Below are 23,114 nucleotides of genomic sequence, written 5' to 3'. Positions count from 1 at the left end.
GTGACTATGAACGTATACAAAAAAACAAGAGCTTCCCACTTGGTCGTTACATGCGTACTGCTGACAGTCCTTTTGGCTTTTTCCGTGACCGCCGCTGCGGTCTCGCTGCCGCCACGGTTTTACCATAAGACGTTAATCGGTACGAATTTCACGCCGATCCTGGGTCTTAATGTGGATGGCAATGTCAATCCCCTGGATCCCAGCTATACGATTAACGCAGATGCCAATATCGATGCAAACATTGTGTTTGCCGGATATGCACGAAATTTTGCCCTGTTTGGCCGTTCTGCCCAATTTGCCTACCTTCAACCCATGGGAGATATTTCCCTCAGGAGTACATACGGCTCCGCAAATCAGGTTGATTCTTCGGCCAACGGATTTGGAGATCCGTTTTTTGAATTCAACATAAACCTCATCGGGCCTGGCCCGCAACGAAATCTACCTGATGCACTCAGGTACAACCCCGGGTTTTCGGTTGATTTCCTGGCGGATTTAAGCGTTCCACTGGGAGAATACAACAAGGGGGAAGCCATCAACATGGGGATGAATCGTTTTTGGGGGCGTATCGGCCTGCCAATGATTTACCAGATAGGGGATGTCTGGGGGCCTGGCCATCGAACGTCCCTTGAAATAATTCCTGCCGTTATCCTGTATGGCGATAACGACGATTACGGCCCCACCGGAAACCTGACCCAGAGCACGGACCCGGGTTTCAGCATAGCCGCCCACTTAACACACGACCTGAGTGACAACCTCTGGGCGTCTCTTGATTACACGTATTTACAGCTGGGTGACTCGGAAGTAGGCCCCATCGAGACAGATGGAGAGAATTTTTCAAGTGTCGGTGCAACCATTGGAACGCAGCTCACTCGGAATCTGGTTCTGGATTTGGGTTATCAAACCACCATCAACGACTCTGATCCAGGGGATATTCGAATGAGTACCTTTAGTTTCTCACTTACCTTTTTCTGGGCACCACTTCTCGACGGCCTGCACCGCATAGGGTCTGACATGGAATAGATCAGAACGTGCCGCCAAGGTTTACGTTCAATCGCTATAACCTTTAAGCATGGAAAGGCTTTCCCTATTTAGGAGATAAATAATGAATGACCATTTGAAAACGCAGCCACTGACGACAATTTCCACAATGGACCGTATAAATGCATCAGCCCTCATGATGGTAACCCCGGAGTCCCCACACCTCAGGCGCTTGAGAGCCGCATCTGGCTATCAACCGTCCAAACCGACGTTTCCCACCCTGTACCCGCTTCCGCTGAAATCCGTCAAATTAAACGGAACCACAGTGCGTTACGCCCACTCACCGGCTGAAGGAAAGCCGACCCTCGTGCTTCTCTGTCCCCTTCCCCAAAGCATACAGGCCTACGCTCCCATATGGGAAGGGCTTGCCGAGCACACAAACCTCTTCGCTTACGACCTCCCTGGGTTCGGGCATAGTGAAGGGGGCACAGAGTACATGAACTTCAAAGCTCAAGGGGAATTTCTGGGTGCCTTTTTAGAACACTTCGAGATTAAGGATGCCCACCTTTTGGGCCCGGATATCGGCATGCCGACCATCCTCTACCATGTGGGGGCAGGCAATGGAAACACAGCTAAGGTAAAAAGCATTCTGGTGGGAGACGGCCCGGCAATCGAGCCGTCGTCCAATGGAAGCATCATCGACAAAATGGTGTACTCCGCGTTTTGGCGCCGTATCATGACCATTGCCGGTGGCGGTGCCCTGGTTGAGGCAGGCAACCGGGTCGGGTACGTAAATTACGTACCGAATACAGAAGAAATCTCCGATTATAAAAACGCCTACGCAAAACGGATGGACATCATCTTGAAGTGGTTCGAAGGGTACCCCCAAAGCTTGGCACAAGTGGACCCTCTCCTTGAAGGCATTCAGGTTCCCACCCTGATTTTCTGGGGAGAAAACGATGAACTGCTCAAACTCGACAATGGAGAACGCCTCCACAAAAGACTTCCAAACAGCACGCTTCATGTATTCAGCAACTGCGGCCATTTTTCGTATCAGGATGCTCACGAGGAGTTTCAGAAAATGGTCCTTGCCTGGATCAAAGAGCACCCCTGATCCATCAGGGATGGTGTGTCGGTATCGTGCGCTGAGTTCATAAAATATATTCGCCTCATTATGGCTGATATTCACTCGCAAGTGGCCACCCCAGAGGAGGTAACATGAAATATCCGGCAGCAATCACCTGGCTTGTCGTACTTCTCTTTGGTGTGACACCTTCGGTTTTTATCGGGTGTCAATCCGACAGCGAGCCCCAAACCCGATTCAGTGGTGTTGACAAGTACAGCCAGGCCATTGGTGAAAAAATCCCTGAAAAAGAGATTGTCCTGATGATTGATCATGCCCGCCTTGCAGAAGAACAAGGGGTTGACATGCCTGCATCCCAGGTCACCATCTACAATGACCCAAAGGTAAATACCCCCTTACTCAAACACTCCCCCCTTATCGGGTTGGACCTTCCATTTCGCATTCTTGTATACAGCGACGAGATGCAGGGACAGACAGCAAACGTTCTTTATGCTTCCGCTGATTTTTTAAGGAAAAGACATGGGCTGGAAGCCTCGGTGAGTTTGGATGAGTATACACACGCGTTCACAACTCCTTTGAAAAAGCTGCCGCCGGACGTTGTCTCCGTGGTTGACGGAAAGGGTGTTACCCTTGAATACGGGATCAATTATCTATCCTCCCCGTTTCTTCTCGAAGAGACCATTGAACGGCTGAAAAACAGTATCATGGCCGAAGGGGACACCCTGTGGTTTTCCACGATCAATTATGATGAAGACGCAAAAAGCATCGGTGACGAACTACCCAAAATGAAGCTCCTCCTTTTCGGCGGCCCCGCTGCGGGTGGTGCGGCAATGGCGAAATTTCCAAAGCTGGGTCTTGATGCTTTTTGCCAGAAAATTCTTGTGTATGAAACGGAAAAAAACGGAGTCAAGGTGGCGTACAACGACATTGTCCTTTTGGCGGAGTTACATTACGGTAAAAGTATCAACCCCCATCACGTTATAAATAAAAGGCTTTCAACAACATTTAAACAGGCCCTTGAGTTGGCTGATAAGTAACAGAGTATCAGACACGACCATTTCCCAGAGGCGTCCAACCCTCTGGTGCCGCGTGGATGGGCAGCCTTTGGGAAACATCTCGTCTGCCCACCCACTCAAAGTCCCCCTATCACAAACCCCTTCCGCACCCCACACCGGCCATACCTGCCAGCTATCCCCAAAAATAGTGGCATTTTCCTGTAGACATAACCCCATAGACCGTTTTACCGTCATGTACGCACCGCCTTTGGGTAACAAAATAGCCCATCGTCCCAGGCGGATATCAAGCACAGTGACGCCTCAACGGGAGGGGTACAAGTGAACGATCTCAGTTGGAAAACATACTGCCACAAGACAAACGACATACCTCCCAGGCCAACGCTTGTAAAAGCGCTGGCCTTTTTTGACCATGAACCCTTCCATGGCGCAGAAAAAATCGCTGTGGACCTTGGGTGTGGTGCCGGGGGTGATTGCCTGAGCCTTCTGACTGCGGGATGGTCCGTCTTTGCAGTCGACAAGGAACCGGAAGCCATACGCGCGGTTGAGGAAAAAGCCGCTCCCCATGCGAACCACCTGAAAACCCGCGTGTCGCTGTTTGAGGAAATTCAGTCTTTGCCAACCGCTTTGCTGGTAAACGCCAGCTTATCCCTCCCATTTTGCAGACCGGAGGCATTCCATACCCTCTGGAAGATTGTTGCCAGTTCCATCCAGCCTGGTGGTCGGTTTGCCGGGACCCTTTTCGGTGACCGCGATGAATGGTCGGCCAACACAGCCATGACCTTCCTGAGCGTGGATCAGGTCTACGGCATGTTTTCCGGCTTTAAGATGGAGTATTTCCATGAACGCGACGAAATGGGCCCAACAGCCACGGCAGGCGATAAGCACTGGCATTCCTATTCTGTTGTCGCAAAGAAAATACACCCCGCACAAAAATAACTTAAATCAAATTCCCATTGTGGCAATTTACCGATCTATACATCTGAAAGTATGTGTACCCCGCCTCTGTACTCGCGAAAAAGCAATCACAGATACACACCTCATTTTTTTATTTACTTTTCTTTTAAAAAGTATAAATATCTCAAAAAGTGATTCGTCATACACATAGAAATGACCACCCAGCGAACGTCTCAATTCAACCCCATGGGCATAGCCCCAACACTGTTCACAGCTAAGCGCTTCAGCATTATCCAGCAAGCATTCAGAAAACCATTTCAATGTTATGGAGGTAACCGCAGTGGATGTATCGTGGAAAGTAGCAATTAAAGTCTGGTTCAGCTTCCTTTGGAGAACCATTGCCTTCTCTGTTCTCATCGGAATCATAGTAGGCCTTTTCTTCGCCCTCATTGATGTCGGTGGAGCCATCATGTTACACGAACGTTCCATTACGGCAAAATTTCGCCCATTTATCATTTGGGCCTCCATGATTCCTGTTCAAATTATAGCGATAAAAGGAGCCCTCAAGGCAGAGTACAGCGACTTCCACATCAGCCTCGTAGATATCAAACAGGGTTTTTCAAAAAAAGTACTCATTAAAAGCCCATCCTGATTCCATCGTAGACATCGGGCACAGCGCATTGGCTTCAGCAGCCTGCCGTGCCCGATTCCGAAAACAACTGCGATACGTCCAGCACACCCACCCATTGCCCTTCCGAAAACCAGTCGCTCCATCCCCTTCCGGACGACCTTGTCCCACACCTACCAGACAGTCACAATTTTTAGAAACAAATTGACTAAATATATTGGGCTATAGTAGTACCCTTCGATTCTGGGTTGACATTGTGTTGTTCCTTATTGCATCGAATCCGAGGGGGTCGTATGAGATTTTGTTTTACCAAAAAGTGCGCCATTTCTGTATTTTCCTGTTTTTTCATTTGTATCCTGATGACATCCTGTGCATCCAAGCTGAAAGTGCCGCGCCTGAAGCCCGCAGAGATCAATCTTTCATCGTACAAGAATGTCACGGTCTTTCCCTTTAAGGGGACCCATGGCCGCGAAATCAGCGACACCCTGACGCAACAGCTCTTCGAGAGCGACCGGTTCCATGTTCTGGACCGGACGAACCTGAACCGCATCTTAAAAGAACAAAACCTCTCCATGTCCGATATTGCCAACCCCAACAACTCCGTCAGGTTAGGTAAAGTCATGGGCAGCAGTGCGTTGATCTTCGGGCAGGTGTACAAACGGAAATACACCCAGAAGCGAAGCTCTTCCAAGGCAACCTGCCGTGAGGACGGGAAAAAATATTCATGCCGCCGCTACAAGGTAAAGGGCAACTGGCATCTCAAGGTGGGCTTTAAAATGGTGGACACCTCCACCGGTGAGATCATCGCAACCAAAGTAATTGACGAGACCAAGTCCAAATCCAAGTCGCGACGGGAAGAAAGGCCGGAGGTCACCTGGGACAAAGAGAAGGTGTTCAGCTCTTTGCAGGATAAATTGATCGGCAAGTTCATGAGAATGATCGCGCCTTACACCGTTTACAACAGCGTGAAACTCTATGACGACGATGACCTGCCCTGGCTTGAGACCGGCATTAAATTCGCCAAAACAGGGGACTGGGCAACGGCCATCGAGATGTTTGAAACCGCGGTTGCCGAAGCCGAGAGAAACCCCGACATCGATGAAAAACTTCGGGCACGGGCCCATTATGACCTGGGCGTGGCCTACGGCTACAGCGGCCACTACACCAAAGCCCTGGAACAGCTGAAGCGGGCCTGCACCCTCAGCCCCGACGATGTATTTTTCAAGGAGCTCGAAAAAATCAAACAGTTCAGGCTGGACGACAGGCTGCTGAAAGAACAGGGCGTCACATCGTCGCGCCGTTGCAACACGGCACATCTCACTGTTGTGACCATGGCGTCCTGATACGCTGCTGACTGGTATTCTGGGCTTCCGGGTCAGCAAGGGCGCTTGCACCCTGCCTCGGAAGCCCACCACCCATTTCGGAGATCATCATGTCCATGAAAAAACTGATCCCTGTTGTCCTTCTCATCCTTGCGGCAGGCTGCAGCGCAAGGCAGCCCGCCTGGGTGACAAACAGCACACACCCCGGGTACGCACCGGACCAATTCCTTGTGGGGGTGGGCCTCTCCTCCCGATCACGGGACCCGCAGGCAGATGTGCAGAAAGCGGATGCCAACGCACGCCTGGAGGTGGCCAAGCAGCTGAGGGTCAATATCCAGAGCAGCCTCAGCTCACGTAAAAAGCAGAAAACCAGAGCGTCTTTGCCCCAGACCTACACCTCGGAGACAGCCATCGACTCAACGGAAAACGTCGACATCCTGCTCCAGGGAATCACCATCGCCGATCGCTATTACAGCAAAAAGGACCAGCTCCATTACGCCATTGCCGTGCTGAACAAACCGGAAACTGCCCACCGGCTGGCATCGGAGATGACTCGTCACAGCTCCCGTGTTTCTGAATTATCCCGCCAATGCAAAGAGCTGTTGGAAAAAGGGGACACCATCGGCGCCCTGCACAAGGGAATCAAAGCCCTGGACCATTACCGCAGGTACATGGACAACAGGCAGATGATCGCCGTCCTGGACCCCATGGCACCGGCGGGCAAGAAGACGCCTCCCCGCGACCCGTACGATGAGGTGGCTAAGATCAAAGGCAGCCTGAGCCTCATGGGCCTGGGCGGAGACATGCAAACCGCCAAAAAGGGCAGCGGCCTTGCCGAGCCATTGCGCGTTAAGGCCATGGTCCATGGCACCACGCCCCTGGCCAACCTGCCGGTAAAAGCAACCTTTTCACCGGGATCCACGAGTAAAGCCCAGGCCGTTGTCACAGGCCCGGGGGGCAAGGCTGCCGTCCGTATCCTGGAGGTGGCCGCAACCCAAACACCCCTCAACCCGGTTGAAGTAACCGTGGACTGGAACCGCATCATCAAAGACGCGTTGGGTGAAAAGCCCGGCCCCTCGTGGGAGGGGGTTTTGTCCGGGCCTTCGGTACGGTTTACCTATGCGTTGAGAACGCCCGAAACATCCTGTGTGCAGCTCAAGATCCACACCCGTCAGAACGACGCCGGTGTCGATGCAACCTCCATACTCTCTCCGGTGAGCGCCGACCTTTTCAGAAAAAAGGGGTTTCAGGTGCAAAGCCGTGGCCAGCATAGTGACAGGCACACAAACGGTTCAGGGTCCAGCTAACGATTTTTTGTCCGTTGAAAAAGTCGACGTGCAGTATTCCGGCAGGCGCGGCCGAGGCGTTGTCTACCGCGCACGCATTTCGGTGACCGCCTACGACACGGCCAGCCGCAGCACCATCGCTTCAGCCCACGGGACGGCCCTTGGCGGCGCGAGCAGCAGAAAGGCTGCCGCCGAAAGGGCCATCAAGGACGTAGCAAACGATCTGCTCCCACAGCTTGCTGCCCGCATGGCCGACAGCCTGTAGCGAGTGGAATAACAAAAATCAAAAGCGATGCCTCCGGCGGCGAGGTGTGCCACCTCGAAAGCAGGTTGCGAATGCGCTTTCCCCTTCGTTCCTCAGGGAAAATCACATTCGCTATTGATTCAGATTAAGCCGAATCTGTTTTTAAAACCTGTTTATTAAACTTTTTAAAAGTTTAGCTCCCGGCAGGGCCGCCGGAGGCATCTTTAACCTGGCTGCCTCCGGCGACGAGGTAAGCCACCTAAAAAGCGGGTTGCCGCTGCACTTTTCAGCACCGCGCATATTCAGGAGTACCCATGAATAACGAGAATCAATGGGAGGCCATTGCCCTCCGCTACCCGGAAGGGCAGAAAGTCCGAGGCCGTGTCACCCAACTGCAGCCATACGGATGCCTTGTGGAATTAGAAGACGGTGTGAAAGGATTGCTCCACGCCACGGACCTGCACTGGACCGACAAGACCCTCCGCCCAGCCGACATGCTCAGCCAGGGGGACCTTGTGGACGTGATGGTCCTGCCCGTTAACACAGAGAGCGGCGCCATCGCCCTCGGTCTCAAACAATGCGGGGAGAACCCGTGGGAGGACCTTGCCGCACGCTGCCCGGAAGGAAGCCGTGTCTGTGGTCGCGTCACCCGGATCGTGGACTACGGGTGTTTTGTTGAAATCGAAGACCGCTTCGAGGGCATTGTCTATGTCTCCGAGATGGACTGGACCAACACGAACATTCACCCCAGCAACGTCGTTCAGGTGGGTGACATCATCGAGGTCATGGTTCTGGACGTCAACGCGCATAAGGGTTCCTTCTCTTTGAGCCTTAAGCAGTGCCACCCCAACCCGTGGGAAAAGTTTGCCGAGGCCCATAAGAAAGGCGACAGGGTCCGGGGCACCCTCTCATCTGTGAGCAACATCGGCCTTTTTGTGACCTTGGAAGGAGGGGTTACCGGCCTGACATTCTACTCAGACAGCCCGTACGAAAATGGTGAAGAAGCCATCTCCCACCTCACCGAAGGGGATGATATCGATGCCGTTGTGCTGAGCATTGATGCCGAGCGGGAACGCATCTGCCTGGAGATCTCTCTGCCGTGCAACGATGATAACAGCTAATACCGTCTTGCGCTCCGGGAGAGCGGCATGCGCCCTTTTCGAGAACTCGCGGTGCTCCATCCGCCCTCTCCCTTAGCGTTTTTTGTTTTAAGACAATTCCCTTCTCAGGGGCGAACGCATTTGAACAATTTGGCCTCCGGCGGCCCTGCCGGGGGCCAAACGTTTGAAGAAGTTTGACAAACAGGTTTTATTTTTTAAAGATTCGTCCCTGCAGGGCATAGCCCATCTTCTTTTTCTATTTATTACCGGAAAGGTTTTGCGGAGCTTTTTTCAAAAAGCACCCCGCCGGAGGCAACTGCATTTTTAAATGCGTTGGCCCTGAAATCCCCTTTGCCTCACCTTGTTGCCTGTGGTACCCATCGAATACGTCATTTTACGATGCCCAGCGCTGAGCCCTCGGCCTGTTTCGCGCATCTTCGAAAAAACGCATACCATGGGAAATCCGACGCATATGATGATCAGCCAGGAAGCCATCAGAAAAAAATTCGGCGACGCCTACACTGCAAACGAGCGCACCTTCATCATGGGAATCGATGAACGCTTCACATCACACTTTGCGAAGCGGTTCTCCGGCCGCTGTGTCTTAGAGACATGCAGCGGTGCGGGGTTCACGACCATCTCCCTTGCCAGGACAGCGGCCCGGGTGACAACTGTTGAAATCCATGGGCCCACCCGGGAAAAAGCCATCCAAAACGTCCATCGGGCAGGACTCTCTGAGCGGGTGTCCTTTGTCTCCGGGGAACATCATGAACCCTGAGATCATAGAGACCCTTCCCATGATCGACGCGGTGTTCATGGACCCGGATTGGGCTGTCACCGGCCCCGAGCATGTGTATCGGTTTTTAGGCTCCAATACACAGCCGCCTGCGGACGCTCTTCTGGATAAGATGCTAGCCATCACCCAAAACGTGGCCATGGTACTGCCGCCCTTTATCGACACACGGGAATTCGAGGGCCTTCCTCCCCATGAGCGTGAACGCCTCTTCCTGGGGGACAGCCATGAGCTTTTCTGCCTCTACTTCGGCGACCTGGCACAAACCATCGGCACCACCGAATTTCGCGTAAAAGAGACCTCGGCGTTGCCGTGAGAAGGGATCAGTCGCCAATGGGAATATTGTCAATCACGACTGCCGCCTGCTTCCTGCTCGGCATCTTGATGGCCGCCTGGCTAGGAGAAGTGTCAGTGACCATAGCAGCCGTCTATCTTGGCGGAAGTATCGCGGCCTTCCTTGCCTATGCGCTGGACAAGTCCGCTGCCAAGGGAAGCAGGTGGCGAACCCGGGAGAGAACGCTTCACCTTCTTGCCCTTGCCGGTGGCTGGCCCGGAGCCATCATCGCCCAGGAATCCCTTCGCCACAAAACCAGGAAAAAATCGTTCCGCGCCCTTTTTTGGGTAACCGTCACCCTGAACGGCTGCGGCCTGTTTTTATACCTCAGGCCGGACACCGTTCAACGGGCGATGCTGAGCTTTGAAAGGTACCTGACACGTTAGCCCGGTTCGCCCAAAGGGTGAAAAACGCGATAAGAAAACGGTGAAATACATTTTGTATTTTTAAAATATCGTAACTATTCAGTTGCCTCCGGCGGGTCGCTTTTTGAAAAAAGCTCCGCAAAAACGTTCCGGTTGCCTCGCCTTCAGCCGTCCAGCCCCGTTGGGGCCGGACGGCTGAAGGCGAGGCATATCGGTTATGTTTAGAAGAGTCGGCTTGTGGATAACTTAAGGTCGTCCCAAGTCGCTCGTAAGACCTGTTTGTCAAACTTTTTAAAAGTTTGGCCCCCGGCAGGGCCGCCGGAGGCGCTTTTGAACTGAATAGTTACACCGCCCGAACAACAACCTGTAATAACAGCCCATTTATCCAGTCTGATCGTTTCCCCATGAAATATCCGGGTTAGCAGCACACACAATCCCTCCCTATTGAGATACGACCCTGTTACCCGGCGTTGAAACGCACCGACACATAGGAGAACAGCAACATACCAAACACGGTACCAAAGAGGTACGGCTCAGCTCAACCGCCCGAATCGTTGCCCGAATTTTCAACCCACGCTCATAATCCTACCGAATATTTTTTCAGAATTATAAAACATCCAAATCTTTTCACACGAGACATCAAAATGTTTGACTGGCGAAATAGATCCCTATACGGTCAACTTTACTCTCGCGAAATACCCGGCCCAACCTGAAGGGCCCTGGATTTGGAACAGCCTGCCTTATCCACTCTCATTATTACGAATATTTATCGCCGATTTATCGCAATCAATATCGCGCTTCATTTACCAGTCGCCTGTGATCCGGCCTGTGGCCTGATCCACCGATCTTTTTATCGTTTCCCGGATATATCCCTGAGAGGAGTACTCCTTTTTCAGGGTTCACTCAAAGCCCTCGTTTATCAACAGTCGAGGGGCTCACCCACAACTGAAGCAAAGGAGAATGTCATGACAAAACGATTGGGCATGGTTGCCGCGGTCATCATCACGTATGTCCTTTCCGCTGTGGCTGTCCAGGCGGGAGACGGATTTGACGTATCCCTTCTCCGATCCACCCCCCAGGAGATCGCCCTGGAGTTCACCCTGGGGGATTACACCCTCAACTCCGTAGATAAAAATGGCACCATCTACACCGAGATCCTCTTTCCGGGCAAGGTCACGACCAAGAAAAAGGGGTATGCGGAGTTGCCCTTTATCCACGCATCCGTGGCCCTTCCGGCAAGCGGGGATCTGCGCATCTCCGTAGAACCAGGGAACGTCACGGAGATCCCCCTTGCCTACCCCATGCTCCCCTCCCGCGGGGTGATCTACCGTAACCAGAACCCTGCCGACATCCCGTACGAAACCGCGCCGTCGGCACGCACGGGCCGCTGGTACCCAGACAAGGTTGCCACGGCCTCCGAGCCCTACATCCTTCGAGATGTCCGGGGGACGGACATCCACGTCTATCCCTTCAGGGCCCATGGGACAAAAAACATCCTGAAAGTTTACCACTCGGTGATTGTCACCCTCTCCACGGGAAGCGGTGAAGGAACCAACGCGTTGACCGCCCCGGTGCGCTCTGTGGCACCGGAAATGGAGGCCATCTATCGCGACATGTTCATCAACTATGCCCCGACAACCCGGTCCATCGGAGAGGCAGGGGAACTCCTCGTAATCCACACGGCACGCGATGCATCCGTCATCCTCCCATACGTCACATGGAAACGGCAAAAAGGAACCACCGTCCACACCCTGGAGGTGGCCACGGGCACCTCTGTCAAAAACAGCATTTCCCAATTCTACGCATCCCACCCGTCCTTGCTCTACGTGCAGCTGGTGGGGGATTGGGCAGACATCAAATCCGAGCTGGGGACCTCGGCCAACGCCCCCACAGACCCCATGCTGGGCTGCGTGGCCGGCAGCGACTATTACCCGGACCTGATCATCGGTCGATTTTCCGCCAACAATACCTCCCAAGTCACGGTACAGATAGATAAAGCCGTTGATTACGAGAAGACGCCCCAACTCTCCGCCAACTGGTATACCACGGCCCTGGGCATCGGTTCCGGTGAGGGAAGCGGCAGCGGTGACGACGGCGAAGCCGACTACGAGCACGTGGACGTCATCAAGGATTACAAGCTGCTGCCCACCACCTACACCACCGTAAACGAGGTGTACCAGAGTGGTTCTGCCTCCTCTGTCAGCGGGTATGTCAACGGCGGTCTCTCCCTCATCAACTACACCGGCCATGGTTCCCATACATCGTGGGGCACCTCTGGCTTCAACAACGACGATATCAATGCCCTGACAAACGGCTCCCAGCTCCCCATCATCATCTCCGTGGCCTGCGTCAACGGAGAATTCCATAACGGTGGCCAATGTTTTGCCGAAACATGGCTGAGAAAAAGCGGAGGCGGGGCGGTTGCCACGGTGATGGCCACCATCAATCAGCCCTGGACGCCCCCCATGCGCGGTCAGGACTACATGAACGACCTGCTGGTGGGCGGCTACGACTACACCACCAACCCGGGAAGCGGCACCTCCACCACCGAGGGTCGTTCCACCTTCGGGTCCCTTGTGTTCAACGGTCTCATCCTCATGTACGCCGAGTCCTCTACCTCTTCGGATCTGGACACCCTGAAAACCTGGACCATCTTCGGCGACTCCTCCCTCCAGGTACGCACGGCATCCCCCCAGCCCTTAGCCCTCTCTGCCACAGAAGCCCAGGCAAACACCCCCTTTGACTGCGTGGTCACCTCAGGCGGCAGCCCTGTCCAAGGGGCCACGGTCTCCCTATACCAGGGAGGCACCTCTGCCAAAGCCGTGACTGACGCCAACGGCGCGGTCTCCATTGCCCACACAATCACCGCCGGAGAGTACACCCTGACGGTCACCGGGCAAAACCTGGAGACCAAGTTCTACACCCGTAACATGGGAGGCTCGGCCAACCAGCCCCCTGATGCCTCGTTCTCCACGGCTGTCAGCAACCTGACCGCCACCTTCACCGACACCAGCCAGGACAGCGACGGAACCATCGCATCCCGCCAGTGGGACTTCGGCGACGGAACTTCCTCCACCGCCACCAACCCGGCCCACACCTACGCAGCAGCCGGATCCTACATCGTCACCCTCACCGTCACCGACGACGACGGTGCCACGGACCAGGCCACTGCATCGGTAACGGTCACGAACCCCGACACCGTTCCCGTTCTCCAAAACGGCGTTGCCGTCACCAACCTTTCGGCAGCACAGGGCGACTGGCTCTACTACAAAATCCTGGTCCCGTCCGGCGTATCGAGCCTGGTCATGGAGATCAGCGGTGGCAGCGGAGACGGCGACCTCTACACCCGCTTCGGGGAAAAACCGGACACCTATACCTACGACTGCCGCCCCTACCTCTGGGGCAACAACGAAACCTGCACCGTCAGCACCCCGGCGGCAGGCACCTACTACATGGGGATTCGCGGATACAACGCTTTTTCAGGCATGAGCCTGACCGCTTCGTTTAATTAACCTTTACGTTTTGTAGAGAATTTCTTAAGTAAAGAGTCGATATGGCCCCCGGCAGACTTGCCGGGGGCCAGCATATCTGAGCATACAAAGTTACCCCCTCCATGATCACAAAAAGCTAACCCGGAAATACGCTACGCGAGGAACCTGAATGAAAAAACGCTCCGTCACCCTCTCTGTTCTTGCCGCAGCCATGCTTTTTTTCACAGCCTGCGCCTCACACCAACCCGCAGCGTTGCAGCCCGCCTCCCCCTTCAACGGCGACATCGTGGATTTAACTCAGCCCCTGACGCCGGACATTCCCATCTGGCCGGGAGATCCCGCCTTTGAGATTGCGCCATGGGCCACCTATGAGAAAGACCAGTACTTCATCAATCGCATTGCCATAGGAGAGCACAGCGGCACGCACTGGGGCACCCCGAACACCTTTATCAAGGGCGCACGAAGCGCAGAAATGTTTGAAGCACGGGAGCTGGTGGTGCCCGCTGTTGTCATCGATATCCGGGAGATTGCCAAAGCAGATCCGGATCATCGCTTTTCCATCGACGAACTGAAGGCCTGGGAGAAAGCACAAGGCCAACACGTACCGCCGGGGAGCCTGGTGATCCTTTTCACCGGCTGGCAGGACAAATGGCACGACCCTGAGGCTTTCCTCGGAACAGACAAGGAAAAGACCCTGCACTGGCCCGGCTTCGGCGCCGACACCGCCGAATTCCTCGTCAACGAACGCGGAGTGGTGGGGCTGGGGACAGACACCCACGGTGCAGACCCTGGCAACGATACGGAGTTCGGTGCCAGCTTTGCCATGTACGACGCCGACGGCATGATCCTGGAATGCCTCACCGGCCTGCACCGCCTGCCTCCCTTCGGCACCGTGCTGGTGATCGGCGGCTGGCCCGTCAGGGGCGGCTCCGGCAGCCCGGCAAGGGTCTTGGCCTTTGTGCCCTCCCCCAAGGATTCCGTGGCCTTTAGGAGTCAGCATGACGTGTACCGTTGAAAATCTCTGCATCATCACGGATGCAGGATCGTTTCATGCAAAAAAATGGACGCCACAAAACCCATCGTCATCCGTCCCCATGGTGCTGCTCCATGACTCCCTGGGATGCGTGGACCTGTGGCGCCATTTTCCCCTTACACTTGCCGAGCGTTTATCTCTGTGTGTCATCGCCTACGACCGGTTGGGTTTCGGTCGATCCACTCCGCGAAATGAGCTGCCCTCCATCCATTTCATCGAAGAGGAAGCCACCGATTACTTTCCGTGGGTTAAAAGGCTCCTCAACTTAGAGGACTATATCCTCTTCGGCCACAGCGTGGGAGGCGCAATGGCCGTCAACATCGCTGCCCGGGACAAAGGATGTGTGGCGGTGATAACCGAAGCATCGCAAGCTTTTGTGGAGGATCGAACGGTGGCAGGCATTAAAGCAGCACAGAAAGCGTTCCAAGAGCCGGGCCAGATGGACCGCCTGAAAAAATGGCACGGAACCAAAGGGGAGTGGGTGTTCAGGGCCTGGACCGACATCTGGCTCTCCAGCGCGTTTTCCGGCTGGAGCCTGGACGCCTGCATGGGCGAGGTGACATGCCCTGTCCTTGCGATCCACGGCGACAACGACGAATACGGCTCCACCGCGTTTCCTGAATTCATCGCACACAAGGCAGGAGGCATTTCAGAAATGGCCATCCTGAGCAACTGCGGACACATCCCCCACAAGGAAAAGCCGGAAGAGGTCGTCAACACGGTAGAATTATTTTTAAACAAGAATGCAGTAACCTGATCCCCTGATCACCCCGCCCCCCCCCTGCGCAAGGCATTTTCTCTCCTTCTGTCCTCACCTTTCCATTGCACTGTAAGAACAATCTGGTATAAGCCAATTCAGGTATTCGCTTAGGAATACTACATACCTTATTTCAGGAATTTTCCAGCGGTCGGTTCTTCGGCAAGGCCTGGAAGCCATGGAGCAGCAATGAAATCATTCAGCATCGTTCCCATCATCATGGGTATCTTTTTAGTGATCGGGTGCCTGGGCCTCAGGGAGTCACACCAAAACTACCAGGACTACCGGTCCGTGGAAGCGTTCAAAGCCAGGGCGATCTCCACAAGGGCCGAAATCATGAGCCACATCACCAACAGCTCCAGAGAAGAAGGGGTATCCGGTTTAGAGCGTGCGCGGGCAAGGCACCTGACGGCAAGCTCATCCACACCGAAACCGTACGGCTGCCCACCAGGCCCCAGGGAGAAACCGGAGAGCTCATTGAGATCCTCTATGATCCCCAGCACCCCGATGAACCACGCCTCCCCTCCGTCGGCATTCCCTTGAAAAAAACCCTGGTGCCGGGGGCCGTCGGTACCGGCTTTATCGGTATGGTCTTTCTCTACGCCATGGCCGCCCTCATGAAGGCAGCACGCACCGCACGACATGCCACGGCCAAATACCAAGGCCAATCCGCCCGGGCACTCAACACCTCGTCCTCCAGGGACAAGCTCGTCGCAAAGTACCAGAAAAGCCACGGACGATTCAGTAAATCGTAACGGCAAACCAAGCCACTCGAGCAAACTCAAATTGCGGTTAAAACCTGTTTATGAACCTTTTCAAAAAGTTCAGGTAACTATTCAGCTTATGCCTCCGGCGGCCCTGCCGGGGGCTAAACGTTTAAAAAGTTTAACAAACAGGTCATAAAAAAAAGTTACATGAATGCCGTTTTAAATGCAGATGTGATTTGACCCGAGGAACGAGGGGCAAATTACATCTGCTATCTGCTTTCAAGGTGGCACACCTTGCCGCCGGAGGCTGGAGCTGAATAGTTACAGGTTCAGAAAGGAACGAGCCCTGCCACAAAGGCCATCACCACCATAAGGGGTGCCGGAACCTTTCCGGTGGCAAGAATAACCACGGTGGCGGCGGTCATGGTTAGGTTGGCAAAGCCCACGCCGTTGGCCTGTATCAGGATAATCGCCGCAGCCGTGATCATGCCACCTGCCACGGCGTTGACCCCATGAAGGGAGATCTTGATGGCTTTCACCTCTTTGATGCGCTCCCACACGGGACAGATAAAATAGATAAGCAGAAGGCCCGGCAGGAAGATCCCGATGCCACCGGCAAGGGCTCCCATGACTTGTTGAAGAGTGGAGCCGTGGCGTGAAGCCATGCCGCCCGCATAGGCTGCAAAGCTGAACATGGGGCCGGGCAAGCCCTGCACCAGCCCGTAGCCGGTGAGAAACTCCCCGTTGGTCATGTACTGGTTCACCTCCACCAGCTCGCTGTGCATAACCGGCACAACGACCTGCCCCCCTCCGAACACCAGGTACCCGTACCGGTAAAAACTCTCCAACAGTTTGAAATACCGTATGTCCGTTGCAAGGGAAAGCACGAGGGAACCAGCCGTGCAGAGAAGGAACAGGGCCAGGTAGCCCCAGGGCGGATTGATGCGGGGTTTGTTCCAGATCGCCTTTTCCCGGGAGGCAAGGATACTTGCCGCTCCCCCCGCCACGAGAACCAGGGGAAAGATCCAGGGGGTCCTGACAAGGTATGTACTCACCGCGCCAAAAACCATCAAAAGGCATGTCAGCTTGTCGGTAACGACTTTTTTGCCGATGCGCCAGGCCGCCAGAAGGATGAAGCCCACGGCCATGGGACCGATAAAGCGAAGGATCTCCGGCGACACGTGGGCCGTCGCCAAAAGGGCATAAAGAAACGACAGGGCCGTCATGATCAGCAGCACAGGCGCGGCCCAGACCAGCATGGTAAGAAAGGCAAGCAAGGGGCCGCCTTCTTATTACCCACGGCCACGATGATTGATATTGTGGGCCCCGGAAGAATGCTGCAAAGCGCCAGCAATTCGACCAGCTCCTCTTCCGTCACGTGGTTGCGCCTGGCCACCAGCTGGTCCAGAAACACCCCCATGTGGGCTTCGGGGCCGCCGTAGGCTCCCAGGGAACAGACGAGGACGTCCTTGAGAAAGGAGGCCCTGGGCGAAATTGCCGTTTCAACGGTTGCGTCGTCAGTCATTTGCTCTTTCCTTTCTGTGAACCGTTGCCAAGCCAAACCACGGGTAAAGATTTATTCCCCATGACGGCCCGGCCCTTGTCAAACACCCCAATCCCCCCTACACTTCACATCAACATCACTACACAAAGCAAAGGACACCCCATGCATACTCGAAAAGCCCTGGCTGTGGCAGTTTTGCTCCTGCTCTCCGTCAGTCCTGCCCTGGCCTTGAACAAAGCCCGTGTCATCTATGGTCCCCCTTCCGGGAAACATGAAGCAGCCATCCAACAAGAGGTGAAGGCGTCCGGTGCGGCAGAGGATGTGGCGTCATTCATCAACGAGCAGTTCAGCCTCAGTGTGCCCCTCAGCCTTGTTTTCGGCAGGGAGGACGGACCGTTGTATGACCCGCAAACCCATGAAATCGTCGTTCCCTATGCCTTCCTTCAAGAGGTGAAAGAACGGTTTGTCGACGCAAGGTATCCTGAAACCGGTGTAAGCGTAAGCGAGGCAACGATGGATGTGCTTATGCACACACTGTTTCATGAACTTGCCCACGCCCTGATATTTACCTGTGAGCTGCCGGTGGTCGGCAAAGAAGAGGACGCCGCAGACGGCCTGGCAAGCGTGTTGCTCATCGAGTTTTACCAGCATGGTGCGGAGATGGCCCTCAGCGCCGCCGACCTGTTTGACCTTGAAAGTGAAGACATCGAAACCTTTGCCGACGAAGATTTCCAGGACGACCACAGCCTGGATATCCAGCGGTTCTACACAACGCTCTGCCATGTCTACGGAAGCGATCCCGAAACCTACACCGACCTGAAAACCGACGCAGGCTTTTCCGAAGACCGGGCCCAAGGGTGTATCGAAGAGTATGAGCGCCTGGCAAAAAGCTGGTTTGCCCTGCTGGAGCCCCATCGCAAGCAAGGCGCTAAAGCCCGGTGATTCGCAGTATCACCGGGTTCACACGGCATTCGCAATGACATGCCGCCCTTCCCCAGCCGTGTCGTCCCTACCTGTTGTCCTGATGGTTCAAAAACTCGTCGAATTCAATGCTATAGATGTAGAGCAGCACCATGGCCAGCCCGAAAATAATGGGTCCGTACAGAAGACCGATGAGGCCGAAGTAGTTGATGCCGCCCAGGATGGCAAAAAAGATCAGAAGGGTGCTCATGTCGGCGGAGCCCTGCATGAACAGGGGGCGCACGATGTTATCGATCATGCCCACCACCACCACGGACCAGACCGTCATGAAGACGGCGTATCCCCAGTGCCCGGAGATCAGCAGAAAGATGGCCGCGGGGATCCAGATCAGGGCGGTGCCCACCAGGGGAACCAGGGACGCAAAGGCCATGGCAATACCCCAGAACAGGGCCGGGAGCCCGGTAATCCAGAAGGCGATGCCACCGGCCAGCCCCTGGGCAAGAGCCGTCACAAAGGTCCCCAGAAGGGCGGATTTGGAGACGGTCTTGATTTTGTCGATGATGCGGGATTCCTGGCTGGAGCTTAAGGGGATGAGATGAAGAAGGCTGTCGAAGATCACCTCTTCGTCCCGAACGAAAAAGAAAAAGGCAAAGAGCATCAAAAAGAACTTGCCCACAAAGGAGGTCAGGCCTCCGGCCAGGTTGCCCCCCTGATTCAACAGGGCCTTGCCGATGGTGCGGGTGACGTTGAGGATGGCTTCTCGTCAAAGCGGAGGGCCTGCAAATTAAAATCCGGGAAAAAACGTTCAATGTCCGGGAGCACGCCCTTGCCCCATTCAGCAAACCGCATCACCAGGGGATGGTTTGACAAGGCCTGGTACTTGCCGGTTTCCACCCAGGTGTAGATGGCGTCAAAGGAGTCGATGCCCTGCTGGATAATGGCCAGGAGCATAAAGAGCACCGGCAGGACCACCACCAGGGTCAGCAAAAGGCACGAAAGCGCCGCCGCTGTGTTCTTGCGGCCCTTGAGCCACCCCTCCAGCTTTTTGTTTACCGGGGTAAAGAGCACGGCCAGGATCATGGCCAGGATGATGGTGTGCAGGTAAGGCCTGATGATGTTGTAGCACCCCACGAGCACGACGATGATCAGGACAAACAGAAAATAGTGGGCATTCATAAACGCCCGGCCCGCTTCAGAGGCAGGTTCCGATGTTTTTTTCACCTCGGGGGCTGCGGCCTGGGGGCTCTTTTTTTTCTGTTCTTTACCGGTGGATTTCGCCTTTGCGGCTTTTCGCTTTTTTGCCATAGGGGGACCCTTATCTGTGGTTTTGCCTGCTGGATAGTTTTTCTGGAAGGGTTCGGGGACATTGGCCCGCGCCGCAGATCCTATTTCGGCAACACACGGCCTTTGACACGTTATACATGGCCCCCGGCCGATGAGAACCCCTAAAATGATCATGGCGACAGGGCACCGATGGTTCCCACGGCTGCCAACCGTTTCAAGCAAGGGCTAAGGCGCGATCATAGATCATCATCCTACCTTCAAGTGCGGCGCTCCAAAAACGACCCCATGCCTGTGCGGCATCCGCATGGCAAAGCGGATGTTGGCGGGCCATGCCTTCGGCATAGAAGAATCAATGCAGGAAGCGCCTTGATTACCGGAACGTTTTTGCGGAGCTTTTTCAAAAAGCGACCCGCCGGAGGCAACTGACTTGTTGCATGGCCCTTACCGGTCCCTTCGTTGACAGCGCCTCAGTGCTAAAAACACCGTCCCAGGCACTTTGCCTTTTTACCCATTTCAACGACGTTGCGACGCATCCTTATGAAGACAGATCTTGAGCTACTTGCACCCGGTGGAGATATCGACGCCATCAAAGCCGCCATTGCCGCCGGTGCGGACGCGGTGTACTGCGGGCTGAACAAATTCAACGCCCGGGACCGGGCCACCAACCTCTCCGCCGAGGACCTTCCCGGCATCGTCAGCCTTGCCCACAAGCACGGTTGCAGCGTGTTTGTGACCCTTAACATCATCGTCGTCGAAAGCGAGATCCCGGCCCTTATCCGCCTTTTAAATACCCTCGTCAACACCCGCATCGATGCGGTCATTGTCCAGGATTTCGGTCTCTTCTATCTTTTGAGCAAACACTTCCCGAGCCTGGTCATCCATGCCTCCACCCAGCTCACCACCCACAACGAGGGGCAGATCCGGTTCCTCAGTGCACTCAACGCCACCCGGGTCAACCTCTGCCGGGAGCTGAACCTGGAAGAGATCAGAGCCCTCACCGACGCCAGCCGCAAGCAGGGCATGGACACCGAGGTCTTTGTCCACGGTTCCTACTGTGTTTCGTTTTCCGGGCTCTGTTACTTAAGCTCGGTGCTCGGAGGCAAATCGGGAAACAGGGGCCGGTGCAGCCAGCCCTGCAGGGACCGGTTTGAAACCACCCCCGCAGGCAGGGAGTATCCCCTGAACCTCAAGGACAACTCGGCCTACGGCAACCTGAAAGAGCTTGCCGAGGCAGGGGTGTACTCCCTGAAGATCGAAGGACGCATCAAAAAGTTCGACTACGTCCACACCGTGGTCTCCTGCTGGAGAAACCAGATTCAAAGCCTCAGCGAACAAGACCGCCTGCTCACCGACACCGGTGACCTTGCCAAGGTCTTCAACCGCGACTTTTCCAACGGATTCCTGGCCGGAGAGATCACCTCGGACATGTTCATCGACAACCCCCGGGACCACTCCATCCGGCAGGTGTCCAAAGAAAACCCCGCCTGCCCCCAGGGCACCAGGGAACGCTTTTACGAGGACAAGGCCGCCCTGTCCGCCAGGGCCCGCCTCGCCGTGGGCCAGCTCCGCATCGAAAAGACGGCCCTCACATTTCGCATCCATGGAGAGCCGGGTGCGCCCCTGGGTGTATCGGTCTCCAGCCCTGAGGCCTCCTTTTCCGTGGCGTCTGACTCTCCCCTTGCCCCCAGGCGGGACACAAGCGCCCCCGGGGGCCTCAGCCGTGCCGTACTCCTTGAAAAATTCAAGCGTTTTGACAATTCCGAATACCGCGTCGATACCGTGGACACTGAAAACCTGGCCCCCGGGCTCTACCTCCCCTTCAAGGAGCTCACCGCCCTGATCCGGCGCGTTGCCTTTCTCTTGAACGGCTCCCGGGAACCCGTGGCCCCGGTGACGGTCCCCTCCCCGGGAAAACCAAAGCCTGTGGAGACCCCGCCCGTCCTCTCCGTGGTGATCTCCTCACCCGGGGATATCCCCCTTTGCGAGGCCACCCCGGCAGAGATTTTTTTCCGGCTACCCGAGGCCCTTGAAAACCGGAAAGACGAATTTATCGCGCTGTTCAACCAATTCCCGGAGCTCACCCCCTGGTTCCCGCCCGTGCTCATCGGAGAGGACTACACCGCGGCCCGGGCGATTCTGGAAACCGTCAAGCCGGCCCGCATCGTAACGGACAACTCAGGCATCGCCTTTGACGCCTTCAGGCAAGACATTGCCTGGATAGCGGGGAGCTGTTTCAACCTCGTCAACTCCTTCGGCCTGCGCTGCCTCAAGGAGCAGTTCGGCTGCTCCGGTGCCATTGTGTCCCGGGAGATCAAAAAAGAGCAGCTCAAACGCCTTGTGCCACCGGAAGGCATGGAGCTGTGCATGGGCATCTACCACCCCGTCACCCTGATGACCAGCCGCCAGTGCCTGCACCAGGGAGTCATCGGGTGCTCCAGAAAACAGTTCGACAAATCGTGCCTTGAAGGGTGCGACAAATCGTCATCCATCACGCACGCAAACGGGGCTACCCTTCACATTCACAAGTCCGGGGGCAACCACCACCGCCTCTACCATGAGACCCATTGCCTCAACACCGAGGTGGTCGCGGACCTGCCCCACACCTTTTCCCGTTTTTTCATCGACCTGCGGGACATTGCCACCCGCACAAAAACCGACACGGACAAAGCCGGGCTCATCGCCCTGTTCCATGACCTCCTCACGGGCGTTCCCGGAGCCGAAGCCGCGCTTCACCGGGCGGTCCGCAACACCACCAACGTCCAGTACGTCAGGAACGAACCCTTTTCCCCAACGCCCCCAAAAACGAAAAAACCGGCCCCTGCAAGGGGCCGGTTGCGTCATCCCACGGGGCCGTGATCACCCCGCAAGGCTCATGGCCACGTCTGCACGGGGCGCCAGCGCCCCTCTCCAGATATTCATCTTTTCCGCCTCCCGCATGAGGCCCTCCCGGAAATCGGGGTGGGCGATGCCGATGAGGGCTTCGGCCCGCTGCCAGGTGCTTTTTCCCTTGAGGCTGACCACGCCGTACTCGGTCACCACGTACTGCACGGCAGACCGGGGAAGGGTGACAATGGTGCCGTGATCCACAAAGGGCCGGATCCTTGAGGTGACGGCGCCGTCCCTGTCGGTCTTGGTGGATGCCAGGCAGATAAAGGCCTTCCCGCCCTTGGAATGGTAGCTTCCGTAGGCAAAATCAAACTGCCCACCGGTTCCGGAGATCTGCCTGAACCCCGATGACTCGGAGCAGACCTGCCCGTAAAGGTCCACCTCCACGGCGTTGTTGATGGAGACGGCACGTGGGTTTGCCGCGATGCGGTGAAGGTCATTCTGATTCCCACGGGATAGCTGGCGCATGCCGGATTCCGATGGATAA

Annotated in this window: 24 protein-coding genes; 18 read left to right on the top strand and 6 right to left on the bottom strand. The window is 55.5% G+C overall.

Going from position 1 to position 23,114, the window contains the following annotated elements; genetic code table 11:
* Positions 1-6: 6 nt before the first annotated feature.
* The 15 genes from ACOYW1_RS04765 (at position 7) to ACOYW1_RS04695 (ending at position 15,325) form a co-directional block, all read left to right on the top strand.
* The gene (locus ACOYW1_RS04765) at positions 7-1,020 is read left to right on the top strand and encodes a transporter (RefSeq protein WP_482421866.1); all 1,014 of its coding nucleotides are present in this window, start codon (positions 7-9) and stop codon (positions 1,018-1,020) included.
* Positions 1,021-1,345: 325 nt separating this feature from the next.
* Positions 1,346-2,092 carry an alpha/beta fold hydrolase gene (locus tag ACOYW1_RS04760; protein WP_482421865.1) on the top strand — a complete coding sequence of 249 codons (747 nt, stop codon included), beginning with the start codon at positions 1,346-1,348 and terminating at the stop codon, positions 2,090-2,092.
* 104 nt (positions 2,093-2,196) lie between these two features.
* Positions 2,197-3,099: a DUF302 domain-containing protein gene (locus ACOYW1_RS04755; RefSeq protein WP_482421864.1), complete on the top strand. Its 903-nt coding sequence runs from the start codon at positions 2,197-2,199 to the stop codon at positions 3,097-3,099.
* A gap of 297 nt (positions 3,100-3,396) precedes the next feature.
* Complete coding sequence (locus ACOYW1_RS04750) at positions 3,397-4,014, top strand: class I SAM-dependent methyltransferase (RefSeq protein WP_482421863.1); 618 nt, start codon at positions 3,397-3,399, stop codon at positions 4,012-4,014.
* A 298-nt stretch (positions 4,015-4,312) separates the two neighbouring features.
* Positions 4,313-4,624: a hypothetical protein gene (locus ACOYW1_RS04745; RefSeq protein ID WP_482417288.1), complete on the top strand. Its 312-nt coding sequence runs from the start codon at positions 4,313-4,315 to the stop codon at positions 4,622-4,624.
* A gap of 335 nt (positions 4,625-4,959) precedes the next feature.
* Positions 4,960-5,943: a CsgG/HfaB family protein gene (locus ACOYW1_RS04740; RefSeq protein WP_482421862.1), complete on the top strand. Its 984-nt coding sequence runs from the start codon at positions 4,960-4,962 to the stop codon at positions 5,941-5,943.
* A gap of 95 nt (positions 5,944-6,038) precedes the next feature.
* Positions 6,039-7,229, top strand: coding sequence for a hypothetical protein (locus tag ACOYW1_RS04735; RefSeq protein ID WP_482421861.1), 1,191 nt, complete (start codon positions 6,039-6,041; stop codon positions 7,227-7,229).
* Positions 7,230-7,257: 28 nt separating this feature from the next.
* On the top strand, positions 7,258-7,473 hold the full coding sequence (locus ACOYW1_RS04730; protein WP_482421860.1) for a hypothetical protein: 216 nt from the start codon (positions 7,258-7,260) through the stop codon (positions 7,471-7,473).
* Between the two features lie 293 nt (positions 7,474-7,766).
* Positions 7,767-8,573 carry a S1 RNA-binding domain-containing protein gene (locus ACOYW1_RS04725; RefSeq protein ID WP_482421859.1) on the top strand — a complete coding sequence of 269 codons (807 nt, stop codon included), beginning with the start codon at positions 7,767-7,769 and terminating at the stop codon, positions 8,571-8,573.
* Positions 8,574-9,024: 451 nt separating this feature from the next.
* The gene (locus ACOYW1_RS04720; protein WP_482421858.1) at positions 9,025-9,330 is read left to right on the top strand and encodes a hypothetical protein; all 306 of its coding nucleotides are present in this window, start codon (positions 9,025-9,027) and stop codon (positions 9,328-9,330) included.
* On the top strand, positions 9,320-9,661 hold the full coding sequence (locus tag ACOYW1_RS04715) for a hypothetical protein (RefSeq protein ID WP_482421857.1): 342 nt from the start codon (positions 9,320-9,322) through the stop codon (positions 9,659-9,661). Before ACOYW1_RS04720 ends, ACOYW1_RS04715 begins: the two co-directional genes overlap by 11 nt.
* A gap of 95 nt (positions 9,662-9,756) precedes the next feature.
* Entirely contained in the window at positions 9,757-10,065 is a 309-nt protein-coding gene (locus ACOYW1_RS04710) for a DUF1294 domain-containing protein (RefSeq protein WP_482421856.1), read from the top strand.
* Between the two features lie 944 nt (positions 10,066-11,009).
* Positions 11,010-13,556, top strand: a complete 2,547-nt coding sequence (locus ACOYW1_RS04705; protein ID WP_482421855.1) for a C25 family cysteine peptidase — start codon at positions 11,010-11,012, stop codon at positions 13,554-13,556.
* Positions 13,557-13,704: 148 nt separating this feature from the next.
* A complete protein-coding gene (locus ACOYW1_RS04700; protein WP_482421854.1) occupies positions 13,705-14,550 on the top strand; it encodes a cyclase family protein in 846 nt (281 codons plus the stop codon).
* Positions 14,534-15,325 (top strand): alpha/beta fold hydrolase, encoded by a 792-nt coding sequence (locus ACOYW1_RS04695; protein WP_482421853.1) that lies wholly within the window; start codon positions 14,534-14,536, stop codon positions 15,323-15,325. Before ACOYW1_RS04700 ends, ACOYW1_RS04695 begins: the two co-directional genes overlap by 17 nt.
* A gap of 281 nt (positions 15,326-15,606) precedes the next feature.
* On the opposite strand, the gene ACOYW1_RS04690 is transcribed toward ACOYW1_RS04695, so the two are convergent.
* Positions 15,607-15,828: a hypothetical protein gene (locus tag ACOYW1_RS04690; protein WP_482421852.1), complete on the bottom strand. Its 222-nt coding sequence runs from the start codon at positions 15,826-15,828 to the stop codon at positions 15,607-15,609.
* Positions 15,829-15,864: 36 nt separating this feature from the next.
* Between ACOYW1_RS04690 and ACOYW1_RS04685 the strand changes: the two genes are divergently transcribed.
* Positions 15,865-16,080 (top strand): hypothetical protein, encoded by a 216-nt coding sequence (locus ACOYW1_RS04685; protein WP_482421851.1) that lies wholly within the window; start codon positions 15,865-15,867, stop codon positions 16,078-16,080.
* Between the two features lie 281 nt (positions 16,081-16,361).
* On the opposite strand, the gene ACOYW1_RS04680 is transcribed toward ACOYW1_RS04685, so the two are convergent.
* Positions 16,362-17,309 (bottom strand): chromate transporter, encoded by a 948-nt coding sequence (locus tag ACOYW1_RS04680; RefSeq protein ID WP_482421850.1) that lies wholly within the window; start codon positions 17,307-17,309, stop codon positions 16,362-16,364.
* Positions 17,261-17,557, bottom strand: coding sequence for a chromate transporter (locus ACOYW1_RS04675; protein ID WP_482421849.1), 297 nt, complete (start codon positions 17,555-17,557; stop codon positions 17,261-17,263). Before ACOYW1_RS04675 ends, ACOYW1_RS04680 begins: the two co-directional genes overlap by 49 nt.
* A 141-nt stretch (positions 17,558-17,698) precedes the next feature.
* Between ACOYW1_RS04675 and ACOYW1_RS04670 the strand changes: the two genes are divergently transcribed.
* Positions 17,699-18,478: a DUF4344 domain-containing metallopeptidase gene (locus ACOYW1_RS04670; RefSeq protein ID WP_482421848.1), complete on the top strand. Its 780-nt coding sequence runs from the start codon at positions 17,699-17,701 to the stop codon at positions 18,476-18,478.
* A gap of 67 nt (positions 18,479-18,545) precedes the next feature.
* On the opposite strand, the gene ACOYW1_RS04665 is transcribed toward ACOYW1_RS04670, so the two are convergent.
* Together ACOYW1_RS04665 and ACOYW1_RS04660 are read right to left on the bottom strand one after the other, a co-directional pair.
* Positions 18,546-19,175 (bottom strand): AI-2E family transporter, encoded by a 630-nt coding sequence (locus ACOYW1_RS04665; protein WP_482421847.1) that lies wholly within the window; start codon positions 19,173-19,175, stop codon positions 18,546-18,548.
* A complete protein-coding gene (locus ACOYW1_RS04660) occupies positions 19,172-19,762 on the bottom strand; it encodes a hypothetical protein (RefSeq protein WP_482421846.1) in 591 nt (196 codons plus the stop codon). Before ACOYW1_RS04660 ends, ACOYW1_RS04665 begins: the two co-directional genes overlap by 4 nt.
* 516 nt (positions 19,763-20,278) lie before the next feature.
* Here ACOYW1_RS04660 and ACOYW1_RS04655 point away from each other — a divergent pair.
* Complete coding sequence (locus tag ACOYW1_RS04655) at positions 20,279-22,597, top strand: peptidase U32 family protein (RefSeq protein WP_482421845.1); 2,319 nt, start codon at positions 20,279-20,281, stop codon at positions 22,595-22,597.
* On the opposite strand, the gene ACOYW1_RS04650 is transcribed toward ACOYW1_RS04655, so the two are convergent.
* Positions 22,598-23,095 carry an acetyl-CoA hydrolase/transferase C-terminal domain-containing protein gene (locus ACOYW1_RS04650; protein WP_482421844.1) on the bottom strand — a complete coding sequence of 166 codons (498 nt, stop codon included), beginning with the start codon at positions 23,093-23,095 and terminating at the stop codon, positions 22,598-22,600.
* Between the last annotated feature and the right edge of the window lie 19 nt (positions 23,096-23,114).

Source organism: Desulfoluna sp. CYM3A (assembly GCF_056829965.1).
Note: the sequence above shows the minus strand (reverse complement) of the source record. Positions and strands in the feature narration are given on the sequence as shown.

Bases quoted from the DNA above. Each gene is read 5' to 3' on its own strand.
- ACOYW1_RS04705 (WP_482421855.1), top strand. From the start codon at position 11,010: ATGACAAAACGATTGGGCATGGTTGCCGCGGTCATCATCACGTATGTC.
- ACOYW1_RS04735 (WP_482421861.1), top strand. From the start codon at position 6,039: ATGAAAAAACTGATCCCTGTTGTCCTTCTCATCCTTGCGGCAGGCTGC.
- ACOYW1_RS04650 (WP_482421844.1), bottom strand. From the start codon at position 23,095: ATGCGCCAGCTATCCCGTGGGAATCAGAATGACCTTCACCGCATCGCG.
- ACOYW1_RS04675 (WP_482421849.1), bottom strand. From the start codon at position 17,557: ATGACTGACGACGCAACCGTTGAAACGGCAATTTCGCCCAGGGCCTCC.
- ACOYW1_RS04740 (WP_482421862.1), top strand. From the start codon at position 4,960: ATGACATCCTGTGCATCCAAGCTGAAAGTGCCGCGCCTGAAGCCCGCA.
- ACOYW1_RS04655 (WP_482421845.1), top strand. From the start codon at position 20,279: ATGAAGACAGATCTTGAGCTACTTGCACCCGGTGGAGATATCGACGCC.
- ACOYW1_RS04765 (WP_482421866.1), top strand. From the start codon at position 7: ATGAACGTATACAAAAAAACAAGAGCTTCCCACTTGGTCGTTACATGC.
- ACOYW1_RS04715 (WP_482421857.1), top strand. From the start codon at position 9,320: ATGAACCCTGAGATCATAGAGACCCTTCCCATGATCGACGCGGTGTTC.
- ACOYW1_RS04660 (WP_482421846.1), bottom strand. From the start codon at position 19,762: ATGGCAAAAAAGCGAAAAGCCGCAAAGGCGAAATCCACCGGTAAAGAA.
- ACOYW1_RS04755 (WP_482421864.1), top strand. From the start codon at position 2,197: ATGAAATATCCGGCAGCAATCACCTGGCTTGTCGTACTTCTCTTTGGT.
- ACOYW1_RS04670 (WP_482421848.1), top strand. From the start codon at position 17,699: ATGCATACTCGAAAAGCCCTGGCTGTGGCAGTTTTGCTCCTGCTCTCC.
- ACOYW1_RS04725 (WP_482421859.1), top strand. From the start codon at position 7,767: ATGAATAACGAGAATCAATGGGAGGCCATTGCCCTCCGCTACCCGGAA.
- ACOYW1_RS04700 (WP_482421854.1), top strand. From the start codon at position 13,705: ATGAAAAAACGCTCCGTCACCCTCTCTGTTCTTGCCGCAGCCATGCTT.
- ACOYW1_RS04720 (WP_482421858.1), top strand. From the start codon at position 9,025: ATGATGATCAGCCAGGAAGCCATCAGAAAAAAATTCGGCGACGCCTAC.
- ACOYW1_RS04695 (WP_482421853.1), top strand. From the start codon at position 14,534: ATGACGTGTACCGTTGAAAATCTCTGCATCATCACGGATGCAGGATCG.